Here is a 17,845-nt window from a genome sequence, read left to right on the forward strand (position 1 = left end):
AATTCACTTTACATCAAATCAGCTTGGGCGTTTACAATTTTACCCTCTTTGAAGGTCAGTTCAAACAGCCCGCCAATTTGCCCACCGGGAAACTCCCCGGTAAAGTCAACTTCTAAATGAGCCGTATGACCTTCGAGGGTTACTTTTACCAGTCTTGTTTGGGTTTTGTAGCCGATAAAGTAGGTGGTGTAGTATTCTCGTATACCCTCGTGACCGACGAATTTTCGTCCTACCGAAGGGTCGTTTAGCACCGCATCTGCTGCGTATTTTTCCAGGTATTTTTGGGTATCGTAACTGTTGCTGACGTCAAGCCAGTCTGTTACTAATTTTTTGATGTTCATGGGAATGTTTAGTTGTTGTGAAACTCGTGCTTGAATTGCACCGGCGTTTGTTTGGTTTTGTTTTTGAACAATTTGTTGAAGGATTGGGGTTGTTCAAACCCCAGTTTATAAGCAATTTCTGCAACTGACAACGAGGTAGCCGTGAGGTATTCTTTGGCTTTTTCAATTAACGTGGCGTGAATGTGTTGCTGGGCATTCTGTCCGGTTACGGAGCGTAGCATATCACTCAGGTAACGGGGAGATACATGCAGTTGTCCGGCCAAATAGTCGACTGTCGGTACCCCCAGATTTAGTGTTGTTTCCTGTTCAAAATAGGTGTTCAACAGTTCTTCCATTTTAGTCAGTAAGTCGTTGCTGATGTGTTTTCGGGTTAGGAATTGCCTTTTGTAAAAGCGGTTGCTGTAATTCAACAATACTTCGATATAGGAAATGACCACATCCTGACTGAAATCGTCTATCGTACCGTTTAATTCCTCCCGGATGTTATCAAACACCGAGAAGATGGTCTTTTTTTCCTTGTCGGACAAGTGCAGTGCCTCATTGGCACCATAACTGAAAAACCCGTAGGTTTTAATTTTATGGTCAAGCGGATACCCGCGAATGAAGTCGGGGTGGATGAGCAAGGTATAGCCCGACATATCCTGTTCGTCCTCTACACAGGCAATCACCTGATTGGGCATGATAAAGGATAACCCTCCTTCATCAAAATCATAATAGCCTTGCCCGTATTTTATTTTGCCCGACAAATTTTGCTTGAACGATATTTTATAGAAATTGGGTAAAATAGCTTTGGGCCATTCCTCAAAGGGTGTTTTGATATCGGCATAGTTGACCAGGCTTATCAGCGGATGCATCGGCTTAGGAAACCCCAACACCTTGTGCATGTCGGATATCGAATTCAGTTTCAAGGGGATGTATTGGTCTTTGCTCATACTACAAAGGTATTAAATAGTAAACAGTTACGGCTTATTCGGGGAAGGCAAACGTCAGATCGTGGTAAATGCGGTGGGTGGTGATTTTCCACTCGCCGTTTATCTTTTTCAGCGATGGTTGATAGTAGCCCGATTCGGTAGGGGTGACGCTCCCCATCAAACCAACAGTCCCTGCCGGCCAGCCTGTTTCGGGTCGGGTTGCGCCCACAGAATCAAACCGGATAAACTGGGCTTCTATTTCGGCTTCTTTGTCTTTTACCGTGATAATGGGGTCAAAGGTGGCGTGATGGCTCCAGCCTTTTGTCGGGTGGGGTTTCATCAAATTGGAAATGGCATCGGCGATTTCCTTTGTCCCCTCCAAAACAAACAGCAATTAAGGGGTACCACCGGCATTGAAATCATAAATTTCTACTTTGCCGTCTGCCGTAAAGAGTTGGCTCATAGCCTTACCGTCCAATTGGTCTGCCGCTCTGACATAGTGAGCCAATACTTGTTGCACAGCACGTTCGGGACTCATTTGGGATGTCATTGTTTTCATATAAAATGGTTTACAGTAGTGTTGTGTTTAACTGAACATAGGTTTTAAGACGGTTTTTGCAAAAGTGGCCAACGAAGTGGGGGTAGTAGCGGTTGCCGTACGCACACCGTTGTTAAAATACCCGTCATTGATGGCTTGGTAGCGCTCGGTAATCATGGCGGCCCTGCTTTCGGACATGCCCACGCTCAGCAATTTGTTTTTATAGTCGGCATAAGAAAGTTGTACATAGGCCAGCTCGGGTTTCCCTATTGCTTCACCAATGATTTGTGTGGCTTCCGTTTGGGTATACTCGCGGTCGCCCAACAAATCCTGATGGGTTTTACCGGTAAAATCAAGTTGACTTAATCGTTCCGCTGCAAAATCAGCGATATCCGCCGAAGCAATCAGACCGGTGCTTACTTCGGGACGTAAGGGGGAGGCTATGGTGTTGAATAACTTTAAGGAATCGATATGATTTTCCATAAAGGCTTCGGGACGTAGACTCAGTACCTTAACTTCTGCGGGCAGTTGGTTTAGGCGCAACTCTTGTCTTCCCAAACCTTTGACGGTTCCGGTATGTGCTACATCGTGAGCTCCCTGTGAGGAGAGGAAGACGATGTTTTTAATCCCTGAATTTTTTACCGCTTCCCATTGGGCTTTTCCAATTTCATCCTGCAACCCACCAAAGTCGAGCGTATCTTTATCGGGAGGCAGCATTAAAAACACGCCATCCGCACCGGTGAGGGTTTGGGTCAGGAAGTCAATATCGAGCATTTCGCCAACGGCTGTCTCGGCACCCAGCGCCTGTAGTTTTTCTAAAGCGGTTGCACTTCGGCCTACCGCTCTTACTTTTTTTCCCTGCGCTAACAAATGCGCTGCTATTCTGGAGCCTATTTTTCCGGTGGCTCCGGTAATTACGATCATAGTATTATTTTTTATAAGTTGGATTTCAATTTTGGAATAACGATTTCATTTTTACTAGGCAAAGGTCAACATAGTAACGGTGATACTTGTTGCCAAAATGAGTTTGGTTGTAGTCAAAATGACGTTTAAGGCAACTTTAGTGGTACGTATCGGAACGGATCACACGAAGTCAGGAAACTTTGCAGAGTAGGGAAATAGTAAAGGGTCTTTGGCTCAGGATAAACTCAACTCAGACTGACAGGTGCAGATTAAATTGTAAGTGATTTACATTAGGAGGTGTTATTTTAAAACACAAAACCCAATCCAAAACTCCAGGATCACCCTGAGCTTGTCTAAGGGCTTTTTTATAACCATCAGTACTAAGCAGGTCTTCGACAGGCTCAGACTGACAAGGGGAGGTTTCATTGTGAATGGTTTAAATACTACTGTGTTGCTTTTAGCACAAATACAATTCAAAACACGACTGTCACCCTGAGCCTGTCGAAGGGCAAAGCTGCACCATGTCTTTTGATTTTTTAAACCATAACTGATGGAACAGCACTGTGTTTCAAAGTTGTTTTTCTATTTTACATAATGCATGTTTTGATATACTACTCATATACTAAGTAGGGCTTTCCTATGGAGGAGAGTAGGCTTAGTGTATAGCGAAACTTTTGTAAAGACAGGAATCGTTTGGTGTTTTGGCTGTTTAATTTTTGAACAGGTTTGCCCTGGTCATGTGTATGGGTGACTCGTAGGTTGAGTTTATCCTTACCCGACGATTAAAGGCATTACCTGCTCCAGCTGCAGTCCGGTGTATTGGCAAAATTCTTCCACAGCTACCAAGTGGTGTGGCTGTTTTTCATAATGCTGACGGACTTTTACCAACAATAAGCGAGAATATCGATATCCTCTTCCGGTAATCTTTTGAACGTCTTTCGGGTAAATGCAAATTCTTTTAGGTTCAGGTTTGGCCATCGAATTTCTTTGTTTACTCCTGCACCCTTATTTTGGGTATTTCAAAAATATAAATAAAATATTACATTTTAAAATTTCAGATGGGATTAGATGAAACCTGATAGGCCTTATTGGTCCTTATTGGTCCGTGCTATTTTGCCGAATATGAGTTGTTTGCAAGCTTTGCAGTGTAATTCGGATTACAGATGCATCAAAAAACGGATTCCAAGGTTTGATGAAATGTACCTCATAACATTTCGATTATTTCACATTTAAATTTTAGAAATCATGGCCAGACAGAAAGGCATATTGAAAATTAAAGGTACTATCGGAGATATTACTTTTTATAAAACCAAGGATGGATACCTTGTAAAAGAGAAGAGCGCTATTGAAGGCAACCGAATTGCCACAGACCCCGCTTTTCAGCGCACCCGAGAAAACAATTATGAATTTGGCAGGGCCGGTAAGGCTGGAAAAGTACTTCGTACCGCTTTGCGCCCGTTATTGCTGAATACTTCCGACAGCCGAATGGTAGGTCGTTTGACCCAGATGATGATGAAAGTCATCAAAGCGGATTTGGTCAGTGATCGGGGACAGCGCAATGTAATTGACGGCGAGACCGAATTGTTGGTTGGATTTGAATTCAACAGCAACGGTAAGCTGAGCAACAGTCTGTATGCCCCTTTTACCAGCAACATTGATCGTGTTTCCGGGGATGTCATACTTGAGATTCCTCCATTCGTTCCGATTGAGATGGTTGCGGCGCCTTCCGGTACGACTCATTTTAAAATTGTTTCGGGTGGCGCTGAGTTGGATTTTGAGGCGGGAACCTTTGTGGTCAGCACCTCAGAAACTGTAGTGCTTCCATGGGATGCTACTCCGACCGTGTTGGTTACGCATACCAATGTGGTTACTCCGAACAGCACTAAACCAATTCTAATGGTTGTTGGTGTGGAGTTCTATCAGGAGGTCAACGGAAGCATGTATCCTTTGAAGAATGGAGCTTATAATCCGTTGTCAGTTGTTATTGTTGACAGTGGTGTATAACACGACCTGAGTAACATCAGTTTATTTACTACATGGTTTTATTTTTAACCAGAACTTATTTCCCCGATGGTACCAACGGAATACTTGTATGTGATGGTACGTTAGTTTGCTATACCATTGAACTGCCATGGCAGGAAAACCAGCAGCGGGTTTCCTGTATACCGGAGGGGAACTATTTTATTGTAAAGCGATACAGCGCTAAGTATCGATGGCACTTAGAGGTAGTAGGTGTACCGAACAGAAGGTACATACTGTTTCATCCTGCTAATTGTGCCTTACGTGAATTGCAAGGTTGTATCGCTCCTGTAACGACACTTTCGGGGCCCGGTTGTGGGCAACAGTCCGTAAAGGCATTTCAACAGCTTAAGCAGTTGACTTACCCAGCGATTGAACGTGGCGAGAGTGTCACATTAACCATTCATTAAATCTTTTAATTATGAATTTAGTAAACAGAGCGAAAGCTCCAACGCCTCGGTTTTTCAGGGTGCTTCGAACCATAGGGTTGGCTTTGGTGGCCGTAGGCGGTGCCATAGTAACGGCTCCGGTGGCCTTACCTGTACTGGTTACGACCCTAGGCGGTTATGTTGCTGTGGCCGGTGGTGTGGTAACGGCGGTCAGCCAACTGACGACAGAGTCAGGGACGAAAACCACTGCAAAGAAGAATGGGAAATAATCATTCTATCGTCTATGGCACTGTTGGAGGAACATTTTTGAGTGTGCTGTCGAATATCTCTTCGGCAGATTTGGCCAAAACCGCTCTTATGGCTGCAATTGGCGCCGTAGTTAGTTTTACCATTTCGACTGTACTCAAATGGTTCCTTAAGAAGCACAAAAAATAGTTGTGACTGTTTTTAACCCAAACCGAAAGGTTTGGGTTTTTTTTATTTTGTTTTCCCTGTAGAATCAGGTCGGAAACAGAAGAAAGGTAGTGTCCCTCAGGATTTGATTGCCAGCAGTTGGACCTGGCTGCCTTTGAGGGGATTGAAAGAAGGCAGGTATTTTATGTATCCTTTGTTGTGCAGTTCCTTTATGCATTTGTGGTAGGTAGCCGGAGAGGCGATTTTACTTAGCCGCATGATTTCCTCGCGGTTGATGCTAACAGGATTCAGGTAGTGGTTGAGGCTCCAAGTTTGGAACAAGGCGAGGTACAAGCTCATGTGGCTTGGATTGAGGTCATCGTTTGAGGCTTTGGCGTAGAAGTGGGAGAGAGGAGACAAATGAACTTTGAGTTATGAATTTTGAATATTGAGTTGTGAATTTTGAATTTTTGCATAGTTATTTCTTTGTTTTGCTTTTGAGTATGCAAAACGGGATTAGTTGTTGTTGAAATGGGAAAGAGGCAATGTATAGTAACGCCTGCAACTATTTTGGCAGGTTCTTAGGTTGTACTATGTAAAATTAACGTTAACTATTACTTTTTTAATTATTGTATGCGATACGGATTACATTGTTTAAATGTTAAATATCGTTTCAAAAATTTTTTCTTACAGAATATTGATTATATTCGTTGCAAATAAGACTAAAAATACCACAAAGTAGTTTTATTTTTTTCGTGCAATAATCATCGGCATTTCCTGAACCCAAGGTAATGCAGCGTGGATTATAATGAGAGTGCGCTTATGCCGGAGGTCACGAAAATTTATCAGTTTGTTTTTTTACCGAATTCTGTTGGTTTGCTTTTGCTTTTGGCAAAATATAACCATTTGCAGCCCTTGTTTTTGCCCTAGTTGCAAAAGCTTCGACTTTATCCCTTTGGATGAAAGGAGGGACCGCATTGAAAGGGATGTACTGTCTTACTTGATTTTGATTGGGGATTCCCGATTGGATGAGTTTCATACCGTACTGCAACCGCCAACAGGAGATTTTATTATACGCCATTAAAAGTAACGCACTGCACTCCCTGTGCCGTTGCTACTGTTATCTATTTATTTGAATTATTAACGTAATAAACTGATTTTGTATGGCTTTTATTTTCTCTTTACCAGTATTGTTTTCGAATCGCATCAAGGCTGACGGTAAGGGAAAGTCACACACCGTTTTAAACGGAAAGGAGGTGGCTATGCTGTAGTACTATTTTACTAATTACAACAAACAAGAAACATTTAAAAACAACAAATTATTAAAACCAAAAATCTAAATGAAACAAAAATTAATTCAAAAAATACTTTTTGCAGCAGTGTACGGGGTATTTCTTTTAGGTTCTATCAGTACTCACGGTCAGGCCTCGGGGGTATTTATAAATTGGGACAGGGAAGTCGGGTGTCAGTTTTTTGAGGATACCAGAGACCCAAAGGACCTTTTTGCAGCAGAAATAAGTGATAGCAGATGTGTTAGAGTCTGTGCTAACAGCACCGTAACCTATACCCTAACAGGGAATAATAATGTCCCGATTAATGCCACTTGGTCCGCTGTAGGGGGAGCTATTATTGTTTATTCGGGGGATAGTTGTACCATACAATGGGGTGCTGCGGGTAATGCCGCAAGTATTACTTTCACATTAACCACCTACACCGGTCAACTCATAACCAAATCTATTTGCTTTGAAAAAATGGAAGTTCCGGAAGCCAGTTTTATTGTCTATCCATTTGAACCTAAAAATAAGACATATACTGTATGCCGCAACCAGATTATTAATTTTACAAATACATCCAGTCCTGTAAATGCGTCTGGGCAAGATTCATTTTATTGGGATTTTAGCGATGGGAGTTATTCATCAGCCATTAGTCCGAGTCATTCCTTTAATGAAGTGCGTGATTATGATGTTATTTTACAAGTTACAAATGGCTGCGGTTGTACAAGTAAATTTGTACGAACCGTTCATGTTATAGAGGCGGATGCTATTAATATCACTTGCCCTACAGTGGTTTGCGAAGGACAGACAGCTACTTATTCACTTCCATTTGAGGAATCAAAGGTATGTGATAAATTTGAATGGCTCGTATATGGGGGACAACCCCATTTAGACCTGCTAACAGGCCAAATGGTTACTCCTGTCTCTCCGAATCCAATAACGATAAATCAGGCAACAGGGGCAGCTACTGTAACCTGGGCAACGGTTGATTCTTCGGGTTTTGGATATCTCACTTTTTATCCTAATGAAGAATGCACTATAAAATGTTTACAGCCTACTACAATTAAGATACCTGTTATACAGGCACATGGCACTATAGTCGGCGACAAGACTTTGTGTATTGATCAGCAAGCTATTTATAAGTTGCCTCAATGGCCTGCAACGGATTTTCGTTGGGAAGTAGTGGAAAATACCACCGGAAATATTTTGGTTGATGTATTTCCGACTGACCAACGCAATGAAGTAGTTATTAATCCGCACCAATACGGTACATTTACTTTGCGTGCGACATATGTTAATACTTTATTGCATTGCGGTGGAGCTGCTGAAATCAAATTTACTGTAAGTCCACCTATAGAGATTAGCGGTCCGACTGAACTTTGCCAGGGTTCAAGTGGAAACTATACCACGGCAACCGGTATATCAACACCTTGGGTACTTACTGACAGCAGCGGAACCATTGTAAAACAAAAATCGTCGAGCACTACTTTTTCATACACCTTCAACCAACCGGGGACTTATGTCTTGACAGCGGGTAGTAAAACTTCTTGTCCGGCATTTCAACGTATTATTAAAATAAACCCTGTGCCGCAACCTCCTGTTGCAGTAGTAGAAACAGTTAATGCCGCGGGAACAACTTCCTTCAGTATTCCGACTGACGTGCCGGTTTGTCCTAATGCACCTTATACCTATTCAATTGTGCAACCTGATTCTAACATTGTATATACTTGGACCATAACGAATGGAGTTTTTTTGGGTCCCAGTACAGGTCCTTCTGTTAATGTTTCATTTACAGGAACGACTAATCCGCAGCTGAGTGTTACGGCAACCTTAAATGGCTGTTCCAGTGGTCCTGTGGTTTACAACATCGTTGGCCAAGAGATTAAAGCGAAAATTAACAATGCTACAGAGGAACAAATTTGTGCCAACTCCTATGGTGACTACCAAGTAAATCAATTGATTTCGGGACCTTTAACTTTATATACAGAGGGAGAAAGCTATAATTGGAGTTTGTCAGACCCAACTTTGGGTAGTATTACAGAAGGTCAGGGGACAAATAAAATTAAAGTACTTTGGAATAATGTTCTCGATCAAACGGATGCCACTTTATATGTGGTTATTAAAAAGTGTACTTTAACGACACCTTTGCCTTCGGCGCCTAATGTTATCCAGCTTCCTATTAAAATTAATCCCGAACCGACTCTCAATTTAACGTCAACATCGGCTATTAGTTGTACTGACCAAACGGTTACTTTTACTGCTGAACCCACCGTGCCAATAACTTCAGGTACAGTTACCTGGGATTTTGGAAATGGTTTATCAGTTCCCGGGAGTCTTACTGGCGAACAACATACTTATGGTCTTTCCGGTGTCAATCAAATCACACATGTAACCGTAACAGTAACTAACCCCAATGGCTGCTCCTCTATAAGTACTGCTTCTACCAATGTTGCCATAGCACCCGGAGTTGTTGCCATTGCCAGTTTGAGTTCTTCAACTATGTCTTTCTGTACAATTTCTGAGATTAACGCTATGCTTACCGCCACTACAAGTCAAGGTGCTACAATTCAATGGCACTATGTTGCTTTTGGACAAGATATGACCATTACAGGATCGGCAGGTACGGGAACAACCTTAACGGTAAATTCATCTGTAGGAGGTTTCGGCTATTACTATTTTGTTGCAACTGATGCTTCGGGGTGCAGCAAAAGCTCTAACGGAATCACTATTTTTCAACATTGCACGGGATCAGTAGCTTGTGATTATACTCCGACTCCTACTATTGATAACGAATCCTATCAAACCTGTGATGAAAGTGGTAGTGGATCCGGGAATCTTATCCATTTAGTAAAGAATATTACACCTTCACCGAATCCAGATTTTACCGGTGGGACTTGGTTTATTTTTGGACCTAATGTATCACTTGCAAACTCCAGTATTACGACCTTTGTACCTACCGCACCGGGGCAATACTCAACATATTATCAAGCAGGATTTACAAATGTACATAATCAAGTTTGCCAATTCACTTCGAATGTTAGAATAATAACGGTTCCTTACCTACCGAGTTTTTCTTATCTCCCGATTTGTGATGGCAATAATAGATTTACCCTATATCTCACGGATACAACACAATATTTTGCAGGGTTGACCAGTAGCAGTATTCAATACCAATATGCGCCACACGGAACTAATAACTGGACGACCGTTACAGGCAATACTATCCCTAATGTCGGTTCAGGTACGTATGATATCAAAATAACTGTTAGCGGCAGCATGGGCAGTATTACCTTTGGCGCTTGCGAAGCCACTCTCACGACGCAACAACTTAGCACCATACCGCCATTTACCAGTATATCTCTACCAAGTAATGCCAGTTGTTATGATAGTGCCGTAAATTACATTTTGACACCGGCTTTAACAGGAGCTAATAGTTATCTATGGACATTTGAACCGGAAACTGCAAATGAAACAACAAATACGCTACCAAATCCAAAAAGAACTTATCCAACTTCAGGTCCAAAAACGGTAAAAGTGACTGTAACTAACAGTTCAGGTTGTACTTTGACCTTGGCCGACAGCACCACAGTAATCCCGTTAAAATGTTTTAACGGTACTATTAAAGCCGTACCCGAGACTCCAGTTTGTAAAGGCCAAATGGTTACCTTGTCCTATTTACCACAAAATGATGCCTGTGATGTACAAAACTACATCTGGATGAAAGGACAAGATCCAATTCCTAACACCAATAATGCCGCCAATATACAAGTAGGCAGTAACGGGTTTTATTGGGTAAAAGTACGTAGTAATTTGAATTGCGTTTACGATACTCCTAACCGCATTACGCCTACTTTTATGCCGGTGCCTTCACTTAAAATCTACGGACCCGCATCAGTATGTTTGAACGATGTTGTTACCCTAACCGCCCAAACTAATGCCAGTACCATACAGTGGAGCTTATTGGGACCCAACGGACCAGTTTATATCTCAACAAGTAATGCTACCACGCTTAGTTTTAGTGCTTATATGCAAGGGACCTATACAGCCCATGTAAAAGTTACCAATACAGAAGGTTGCTTTAAAGAAGAGGATTTTACTTTTACCACCAATCCGGCACCGGATGTACCAATTATTAGTTATGAAGTTCATTGTGCCAATGCTACTCCTGACCAGCCTTATTACCATGCAGTACTCACTGCAACATCAAACAATGCTGCTTTTTTTAATTGGAGTAACGGTGGGACCGGTTCTGAAATTACGGTACTTCAGGGAGGACCTATCAGAGTGACCGCACTTAACGGAGGCTGCAGTAGCACTGCCCAAATAGAAGTGCCTAAAAGTCCGGAAGATTATATATGGGTATTCCCAACCGGTTGTGTTGATTTTTGCCGTATAGACCAAAATGGTACATTATTAGGCCCGTTGCAAACCCTTGAGGGATGGGCATGGATGGAAAATGGCGAAACCGTGTCAAGTGACGACGGGTTAACACTACCCTATACAATCACTAATGTACCTGAGAGTAACGGCACCTATAACCTAAGCATTACTTCGGGTAATTGTGAACTTACAAGCGGTCCGTTATCTTTTACGACCCATGGTTGTGACGAATGTCAATTTACACAGTTGAATCTTGAATTAAAAGAAGTGACGAGCGAACCATTTTGCACTTATACGGTTATATTAAATATCCAATCGCCTAATGCAGGGGATTTGACCATCACAGTGTTAGGTAACTCTATGATAGTGTCACCTAATGCCCTTTATATGGAGGGCACTGTTGGCTATTCTATTCCGATTACAATGGTTCCTCTTTCCAGTTTTGCTGGTGGGACTTATACCGTTGAATTGAGTGGTGTTTTTGCGGGTAAAATTTGTAAACGACAATTAGAACTGCATTTACCGGAGTGTGGACCGAAACCTAATAAAGCAAATATTGAAGGAAAAAATCCTATCTTTGTTTTAGCTCCTAACCCTGCACGTGATAGTGTAACGATGACCTACAGCGATATTGCAAGCGACAGTAGTGTGACGGTATATGATTTATTGGGCAGAACGATGGGAACCTATAGTATAACTGGTATTACCGGCAGTATGGTAATCAATACCCAAGGTTATCCAAAAGGAGTGTACATTGTCATGGTCACGGATGCAAACGGAAGCCAATGGAAACAAAAATTAATCATAGATACCAAATAATGCTTATGAAAAGAATAAGAAGATTTAGTTTAGCTTCTTTACCAACACCCTCTCTTTTGGAGAGGGGTTCGGTAAGGATTTTCGTTTTAACCACCATTTTTGGGATTAATTGTCTTAATGGTCAATGTTTGAATGAAATCGCTACGGGAGATGTGTTCAGTATGGGGATAAAAAGCGATGGTACACTTTGGGGATGGGGAAGTAATATAGGACAGTTGGGAGACGGAACAGGAACTGACCATTGGATACCCACACAAATTGGTACTTCAGCCAATTGGCAGTCTATTTCCTGTAGCGGAGCAACCACGCTTGCTATCAAAGACAATGGCACACTTTGGGTTACGGGAAATGATAACACTGGCCAACTCGGCTTAGGTACATCAGGCAGTTATATTGCTACTTTATCACAACAAGGTAGTGCCAACAATTGGGCCAAAATAGCCGCTTCAACTTATAATTCTTACGGCATCAAGACTAATGGGACGCTATGGGGATGGGGACAAAACGATGGCGGACAAATGGGGAACAATACCTGCTGTAGTGACCAGACGACACCGGTACAAATAGGTACTGATACCGATTGGAAACAGGTGGATGCCAGCGGGTCTCGCTCTGCCTTTGCCATAAAAACCAACGGTACCTTATGGGGATGGGGGAGTAATATTGCAGCTTTATTGGGAGACAGCAGTGTTTCGGTTTGGAGTGTTCCCACCCAAAAAGATACTGCCACCGATTGGGATAGCATAACACTTGGTACTGACCATGCTTTAGCTATAAAAACCAATGGAACGCTATGGGGGTTTGGAGGATGGACTTACGGACAAACAGGACAAGACCCAAACAATGTATTGTTTCCGGATGTTCCTCTTCAAATACCGGGTGAATGGAGTAAAGTATCGGCAGGATTAAGTTTTTCCATGGGTATCAAAACCGATGGTACTTTATGGGCATGGGGAAAGAATAATGTAGGGCAGTTGGGCGACGGCACTACCACCAATCGTTATATTCCCTATCAAATCAGTACGGCTACCAATTGGGTTAGTGTTTCCTGCGGGTATCAGTTTACTATCGCTTTGCGTGCTGACGGCTCTTTATGGAGTTGGGGGAGTAATTATTACGGAGAGTTGGGCAATGGTACTGACAGTACTACCCAAGCTGCACCAACAGCTATTTCGGTAACCGGATGCAGCTTGGCTGCGCCACAGTTTGAGTTAAGTACCACATTTGTAATAACCCCAATACCGGCACACGACCAACTACAAGTAACTTATAAAGGCTATGAAAGCATTACCACTATAGTAGTTTACGATTTAAACGGAAAAGCAGTATACACCCTGCCGGCGTTGGGTAATGCGGCATTCAGCAGCAGTTTACCCATTAGCCTGTTGTCGGCGGGTAGTTATATCGTGTCTTTGCAAAACAACGGTAAAATAATAGTCAGTAAGCAGTTTGTGAAAGAATAAATTAAAGGGTTGTGTGAGCAGCCCTTTTTTATTTCCCGGTAGTTATTGTTTTGTTTATCTGCTGGATGAAATAGGAGGGGGAGATGCCGGTTTGTGCTTTGAAGACCCTTGTGAAATTTTGCGTAGAGCCGAAGCCTACTTCCTCGGCGAGGGCTTTGTAAGTGTAGTTGCGGTATTTGTTTTCCGTTTTGAGTAATTCCACTATGTGTGCTATTTTCAGGTCGCTGATGTATTCGATTGATTTTTTGCCCCGGTGCTTGAGAACGATTTTGGAGGCGTATTTGGAATTGGTTTTCAGGTGTGCTGCCAGCCTGGAAAGTGTCATGTCTTTTTCGAGGTACTTTTTGTTTTTCTCAAATTTGATGAGGTTTTGCAATATGGCCGCTTCGAGGTTGGGATTGATTTCTATGTGGGTTACCTTATGGTTGGCAGGCTCCACTTTTGTGCTATTTTGTGAACGCTCCATCAGGGAATCAAATTTTTGTTTGTAGCGTTTTTTATTTCTGACGTGACGAAATCCTAATGTTGTTACTGCTCCTAAAAGAGACAGGATGATGGTGTAATGGAGCCTGTTCCCTGCCGTCATGGCCTGTTCAATATCGTTTTTTGCCGCAATCAATTTTTTGGTATCGTATTCCTTATACATTCTTTGGGATAAGTACCTGTAATTTTGGTTGAGGAGGCTGTCTACTTTGAGTAACCGGTTGATGTAGTACAACTGCTGTTGCGGGTTGTTTTGCTTTTTGTAGTAGTTGATTAAGAGTTCGTAATTCTCCCTTACGTCGGGTCTGATGTACTGATGAGTTGTAAAGGCTTTGTCTACCTTTATGAAGTATGCAACCGCTTCGGGTTTCTGACCCAGTGCCGCGTGGCTTTTTCCGAGATAGAACAGGGCCACGGTTTCATTGGCAAAATCCTTTTTCTGTCTGATGAGCGGGAGTACGGCTGATAGTTCGCGGATAGCCAAAGCGTATTTCTTTCTGAAAAAGCGGTTTATTCCTTCCGAGTGCCTGAAATAGGGCTCCATTTCCCGGTTTTTAAATTCCATTCCTTTCTGAATCCCCAATGCGTTGTAGTACGAACATTTGTCGTATTGCCCGATTTTGTTGTAGCACAGTCCCAACGAATGTAAGGCAGTGAGGTAGGCGAGATCATTTTCTTCCTCAAAATACCCGGCGCATTCCCTGAACAGTGCGATGGCTTCGTCATAGAACCCGAGGTAGTTTTTAATTTGGGCGATTGTATATTTTGTTTTGTACTTTAAATAGGTGTCCCCGGTGGCAGCAATGTAGCGGTCGGCGAGGATAAAATTATCCAAGGCTTTTTTATTGTCTTTCCGGTTATAGTAGAGCGTTCCTTTGGTAAGATAGGCCGCTCCGATTGTGGCAGGGTCTTTTGTTTTTTCGGCACAGGTAAGCATGCTGTCGGCATAGCGGAAGCACTTGCTTTTGTCTGCCCTGTACAGCAATGCCTTGTAGGTATTTGCCATTTTTCGGTAGTCTTTAGCTGCTTTGGCTTCCTGTATTAGTGTTTCCGCCGGCGGAGGGGTTTGTGCTACTGTATTCAGGTGCGTGAAACTACTCCAAACGATTAGTATGATTTTACAGTTTCTGATGTATTGATTCGGATGCATTTTAGCGTCAGTGATTGATGATTGATTCTTGTAGCTAAAATATTAAAAAATATCCTCTCTGTGATGTTCAAATCGGATATTCAGTGCGAAAAAAGAATCACTATCTGCAATGATTTGAGGGCTTGGGTTTTAGTTCCTCAGGGTGGTGGTTAATTCGGGAATTTGTTACTTCCTATTCGGGAATGGGAAGGCGGAGGGTTTGCGAGGCCTGGCTGTGGCTCTTAGTTTTGCCCTGAATTCAACGGGAAGCGATTCCCAAAAACTGTTCAGATTAGCCCGGGTGAAATGAACTGATGTACCCACAATCAGTATTCATTTTTTTAACAATCCTTATTCATGAAACAATTCTCATTCTGTTTTATTTTATGCTCCTTTTTTATTTCGTGTAACACTTCCTCTGAGGAGGGATTCACCGGCAGTACGCAACGTCTGGCAGGTACGACTTTGGATACCATCCCCATTTCCCCAACCAATCCGTATGATGCTACGGGGCAGGTTTATTATGAACTGCTGACGGCTTATTACCAGGGGGAACTGCGCCCTTTTACTCTGACCGGTATCATTACGCAGAGTACCGAAATTGCCAATGCCACTCCGTCCTTTTTGGCTCTGACCAAGGGAGTGCCTTATGTGTTTACCGCATCGGACCGTGTTGCTTCCATAGTATCGCAGCCGGAGGCCTGTTTGGCCACTACCATCGATGCGACCCTGAACACTACAGCCGCTAAGAGCAGTCTGACTGATTTTGTCGGTTCGCTACTGTCACTGACTGCCAAGGAGGATACTTATGATCCTATTTATACTTATATCGTGGCTTATGAAGACAGCGTTTTGCGCAGTGCTACTTTTACTGAACGGGATAAAAAGATTATCCTGACGACTGCCTCGATAGCGCGGCATACTGTTTATGCCAAAAAGAAGAAGCCCAAGAAAAACACTGACCCGGACTGGACACTGCTTGTGGGTAATATCACAGCCGCTATAGACGGAGCCGGAGTTAGCAGTGAAGAAGCGATTATGCGGGCTTTGGTTACCGGGATTGTTGAGAATACTTAAATACGATTTTTGGAAGTATCAGCGAAAATTACTTCTTGTTTTTAAAAATAAAACTCCCCTGCATTAGGGGAGTTTTATTTTTTTAATTGATAGGACACTTTCTGTATCCATAATTTTCTTTTACTAGTTATTGCTTATTGCGGGTAATTTATGGTTAGATGCTAATCGTCTGTTAAGTCTGTGTATTTTTTGTTCAATTTTTACACGTTCGCGTACCTTTTGTGCTATTTCATATGCATAGGGTATGCTATGACATTTCCAAAGGCGATAATCATAATGTGCGTATACCCAACAGTATCTACCATTTACTCTTTCTTTTGCAACGACTCCGTAAATTTTCACACACTTATTTTCTGGGAAAGTTGCATGAATTACTACTTTATCTATCAACTCTGTTGCATGGCCACTCATCAAATAGGTTGCTTCATTTTCGCTACATGCTAAACAATTTGATGAATCTAAATATCTTGTTATAGCCCTTGCTTCTCTTTCAAGTTTATCAAGCTCCGGATCTTTGATTTTCATGATGTTATATTTTTAGATGAACAGTATAAATTTACGAAATGATTTTCGGTATTTTAGCTTATTAAAATAGCATTTTTAAAATATTTAGAGAATTGTTTCGCATGATAATCTTTATATTTGGTTGTCTAATCTTATTTTATGAATTTACCTAATTCTGAACAACTTCCTGTATCAAAATTAGCGGCATCCTTTGGCAATACTTCGGCGACGTATAAGTTTTATTGGTTGTTGGGTATTGTTGAGTTGGTGGAAGAGGGGGAGACTACTATACCGAAGCGGAAGTTGTTTGCCCGGATGATAGCGAATCCTTGGTATACCGTGAACTATTTTCATGTTTCGTTTGGGAAACAGGATTTGATACAACAGGCTGTACAAACTGTGTTGGAGCAGGAGGGATTGACGATTGACCTTAAAAAAAGCAACTTGCTGGCGGTATTGGAAAACTCTTCTTTGAAAAGTACGCAGCAAACTTTACAGCATTTTAATAAAAATGTACCGCATTGGTTTTTGTCACCCTGGTTTGGTAAGACTGTCAGCGAAAATGATGCGGCTTACCGCAAGCGGATTTATGCTTCTTCCCAAACGTTTGAAAATGATTGTTTGTATGCTTTGTATGATGACCATATCATAATTAACCCCAAATGGGTTACCTATTTACAAGCTAATGCCAAGGTGCTGAAAGACTTTATTTATTGGAACCTGACCCTATTTTTGCAGGTGCGCAACCCGAATGTACCGGATATAGCCAATAAGCTCATCCGACCGCCTTTCAGGGGTTCGCTTACCAACCAGCGCAAAAACTATTGGGATATATTCTTTAAAGAATTGGGTAGTGTGGATTGTATTTTTACCAATACCCCTTTGACGATTGATCGCTATGCCTTAGACCATTTTGTGCCTCATGCTTTTGTATCGCATGATTTGATTTGGAACCTTGTGCCGATTGATAAAGGTTTTAACTCGACCAAGAGTGATAAGCTGCCGAGCATGGATGCCCATTTTGACGGATTTTATAGGTTGCAAAAACAGGCATTTGAGATTGTACACCATTATAACTCCAGGAATAAGCTACTGGAAGAATATTTGACTTTGTTCCCGGAACTGAATAGTGTAGACCAATTTGATTATGGTAGGTTTAAGGAAGAGATACAGCCGCTAGTTACGATTGCGCATAACAATGGGTTTGGGTATCTGTAACTTA

15 protein-coding genes and 1 pseudogene are annotated in these 17,845 nt (G+C 42.1%); 8 read left to right on the plus strand and 8 right to left on the minus strand.

Features of this window, described 5'->3' with window-relative positions; all coding sequences use genetic code 11:
* Window positions 1-8: 8 nt before the first annotated feature.
* The 5 genes and pseudogenes from ACSVH6_RS04515 to ACSVH6_RS04535 form a co-directional block, all read right to left on the minus strand.
* Complete coding sequence (locus tag ACSVH6_RS04515; RefSeq protein WP_438076009.1) at window positions 9-341, minus strand: nuclear transport factor 2 family protein; 333 nt, start codon at window positions 339-341, stop codon at window positions 9-11.
* An 8-nt stretch (window positions 342-349) separates the two neighbouring features.
* The gene (locus ACSVH6_RS04520) at window positions 350-1,273 is read right to left on the minus strand and encodes a helix-turn-helix domain-containing protein (protein WP_438076011.1); all 924 of its coding nucleotides are present in this window, start codon (window positions 1,271-1,273) and stop codon (window positions 350-352) included.
* Between the two features lie 34 nt (window positions 1,274-1,307).
* Window positions 1,308-1,811: pseudogene (locus tag ACSVH6_RS04525) on the minus strand (nuclear transport factor 2 family protein).
* Window positions 1,812-1,838: 27 nt separating this feature from the next.
* Window positions 1,839-2,714 carry an NmrA family NAD(P)-binding protein gene (locus ACSVH6_RS04530; RefSeq protein WP_438076013.1) on the minus strand — a complete coding sequence of 292 codons (876 nt, stop codon included), beginning with the start codon at window positions 2,712-2,714 and terminating at the stop codon, window positions 1,839-1,841.
* A 750-nt stretch (window positions 2,715-3,464) separates the two neighbouring features.
* Window positions 3,465-3,671, minus strand: a complete 207-nt coding sequence (locus ACSVH6_RS04535; protein ID WP_438076015.1) for a hypothetical protein — start codon at window positions 3,669-3,671, stop codon at window positions 3,465-3,467.
* 267 nt (window positions 3,672-3,938) lie between these two features.
* On the opposite strand from ACSVH6_RS04535, the gene ACSVH6_RS04540 reads away from it, so the two are divergent.
* From ACSVH6_RS04540 to ACSVH6_RS04555, 4 genes are read left to right on the plus strand one after another with little or no spacing between them, the layout of a single operon-like run.
* Window positions 3,939-4,697 (plus strand): hypothetical protein, encoded by a 759-nt coding sequence (locus ACSVH6_RS04540; protein WP_438076016.1) that lies wholly within the window; start codon window positions 3,939-3,941, stop codon window positions 4,695-4,697.
* A gap of 32 nt (window positions 4,698-4,729) precedes the next feature.
* Window positions 4,730-5,122: a DUF5675 family protein gene (locus tag ACSVH6_RS04545; RefSeq protein WP_438076018.1), complete on the plus strand. Its 393-nt coding sequence runs from the start codon at window positions 4,730-4,732 to the stop codon at window positions 5,120-5,122.
* A gap of 11 nt (window positions 5,123-5,133) precedes the next feature.
* Window positions 5,134-5,370 (plus strand): hypothetical protein, encoded by a 237-nt coding sequence (locus ACSVH6_RS04550; RefSeq protein WP_438076020.1) that lies wholly within the window; start codon window positions 5,134-5,136, stop codon window positions 5,368-5,370.
* The gene (locus ACSVH6_RS04555) at window positions 5,360-5,536 is read left to right on the plus strand and encodes a hypothetical protein (protein ID WP_438076021.1); all 177 of its coding nucleotides are present in this window, start codon (window positions 5,360-5,362) and stop codon (window positions 5,534-5,536) included. Before ACSVH6_RS04550 ends, ACSVH6_RS04555 begins: the two co-directional genes overlap by 11 nt.
* Before the next feature lie 96 nt (window positions 5,537-5,632).
* Here ACSVH6_RS04555 and ACSVH6_RS04560 read toward each other — a convergent pair whose 3' ends face one another.
* Window positions 5,633-5,914 (minus strand): hypothetical protein, encoded by a 282-nt coding sequence (locus tag ACSVH6_RS04560; protein WP_438076023.1) that lies wholly within the window; start codon window positions 5,912-5,914, stop codon window positions 5,633-5,635.
* Window positions 5,915-6,834: 920 nt separating this feature from the next.
* Here ACSVH6_RS04560 and ACSVH6_RS04565 point away from each other — a divergent pair.
* Both ACSVH6_RS04565 and ACSVH6_RS04570 read left to right on the plus strand, forming a co-directional pair.
* Complete coding sequence (locus tag ACSVH6_RS04565) at window positions 6,835-11,967, plus strand: PKD domain-containing protein (protein ID WP_438076024.1); 5,133 nt, start codon at window positions 6,835-6,837, stop codon at window positions 11,965-11,967.
* A 5-nt stretch (window positions 11,968-11,972) separates the two neighbouring features.
* Window positions 11,973-13,430 (plus strand): T9SS type A sorting domain-containing protein, encoded by a 1,458-nt coding sequence (locus tag ACSVH6_RS04570; RefSeq protein WP_438076026.1) that lies wholly within the window; start codon window positions 11,973-11,975, stop codon window positions 13,428-13,430.
* A 28-nt stretch (window positions 13,431-13,458) separates the two neighbouring features.
* Here ACSVH6_RS04570 and ACSVH6_RS04575 read toward each other — a convergent pair whose 3' ends face one another.
* The gene (locus ACSVH6_RS04575) at window positions 13,459-15,063 is read right to left on the minus strand and encodes a helix-turn-helix domain-containing protein (protein ID WP_438076028.1); all 1,605 of its coding nucleotides are present in this window, start codon (window positions 15,061-15,063) and stop codon (window positions 13,459-13,461) included.
* A gap of 336 nt (window positions 15,064-15,399) precedes the next feature.
* Between ACSVH6_RS04575 and ACSVH6_RS04580 the strand changes: the two genes are divergently transcribed.
* Window positions 15,400-16,119, plus strand: a complete 720-nt coding sequence (locus ACSVH6_RS04580; protein ID WP_438076029.1) for a hypothetical protein — start codon at window positions 15,400-15,402, stop codon at window positions 16,117-16,119.
* 123 nt (window positions 16,120-16,242) lie between these two features.
* On the opposite strand, the gene ACSVH6_RS04585 is transcribed toward ACSVH6_RS04580, so the two are convergent.
* The gene (locus ACSVH6_RS04585; RefSeq protein ID WP_438076031.1) at window positions 16,243-16,644 is read right to left on the minus strand and encodes a hypothetical protein; all 402 of its coding nucleotides are present in this window, start codon (window positions 16,642-16,644) and stop codon (window positions 16,243-16,245) included.
* Window positions 16,645-16,782: 138 nt separating this feature from the next.
* Between ACSVH6_RS04585 and ACSVH6_RS04590 the strand changes: the two genes are divergently transcribed.
* A complete protein-coding gene (locus tag ACSVH6_RS04590; protein ID WP_438076033.1) occupies window positions 16,783-17,841 on the plus strand; it encodes an HNH endonuclease domain-containing protein in 1,059 nt (352 codons plus the stop codon).
* The last annotated feature ends 4 nt before the right edge of the window (window positions 17,842-17,845 follow it).

It is taken from the genome of Flavobacterium sp. XGLA_31 (assembly GCF_051547105.1).
Lineage (GTDB): Bacteria > Bacteroidota > Bacteroidia > Flavobacteriales > Flavobacteriaceae > Flavobacterium.

What these genes read in the sequence shown, in the direction of transcription:
- ACSVH6_RS04515 (WP_438076009.1), bottom strand. Translation starts at nt 341, where the DNA reads ATGAACATCAAAAAATTAGTAACAGACTGGCTTGACGTCAGCAACAGT.
- ACSVH6_RS04520 (WP_438076011.1), bottom strand. Translation starts at nt 1,273, where the DNA reads ATGAGCAAAGACCAATACATCCCCTTGAAACTGAATTCGATATCCGAC.
- ACSVH6_RS04530 (WP_438076013.1), bottom strand. Translation starts at nt 2,714, where the DNA reads ATGATCGTAATTACCGGAGCCACCGGAAAAATAGGCTCCAGAATAGCA.
- ACSVH6_RS04535 (WP_438076015.1), bottom strand. Translation starts at nt 3,671, where the DNA reads ATGGCCAAACCTGAACCTAAAAGAATTTGCATTTACCCGAAAGACGTT.
- ACSVH6_RS04540 (WP_438076016.1), top strand. Translation starts at nt 3,939, where the DNA reads ATGGCCAGACAGAAAGGCATATTGAAAATTAAAGGTACTATCGGAGAT.
- ACSVH6_RS04545 (WP_438076018.1), top strand. Translation starts at nt 4,730, where the DNA reads ATGGTTTTATTTTTAACCAGAACTTATTTCCCCGATGGTACCAACGGA.
- ACSVH6_RS04550 (WP_438076020.1), top strand. Translation starts at nt 5,134, where the DNA reads ATGAATTTAGTAAACAGAGCGAAAGCTCCAACGCCTCGGTTTTTCAGG.
- ACSVH6_RS04555 (WP_438076021.1), top strand. Translation starts at nt 5,360, where the DNA reads ATGGGAAATAATCATTCTATCGTCTATGGCACTGTTGGAGGAACATTT.
- ACSVH6_RS04565 (WP_438076024.1), top strand. Translation starts at nt 6,835, where the DNA reads ATGAAACAAAAATTAATTCAAAAAATACTTTTTGCAGCAGTGTACGGG.
- ACSVH6_RS04570 (WP_438076026.1), top strand. Translation starts at nt 11,973, where the DNA reads ATGAAAAGAATAAGAAGATTTAGTTTAGCTTCTTTACCAACACCCTCT.
- ACSVH6_RS04575 (WP_438076028.1), bottom strand. Translation starts at nt 15,063, where the DNA reads ATGCATCCGAATCAATACATCAGAAACTGTAAAATCATACTAATCGTT.
- ACSVH6_RS04580 (WP_438076029.1), top strand. Translation starts at nt 15,400, where the DNA reads ATGAAACAATTCTCATTCTGTTTTATTTTATGCTCCTTTTTTATTTCG.
- ACSVH6_RS04585 (WP_438076031.1), bottom strand. Translation starts at nt 16,644, where the DNA reads ATGAAAATCAAAGATCCGGAGCTTGATAAACTTGAAAGAGAAGCAAGG.
- ACSVH6_RS04590 (WP_438076033.1), top strand. Translation starts at nt 16,783, where the DNA reads ATGAATTTACCTAATTCTGAACAACTTCCTGTATCAAAATTAGCGGCA.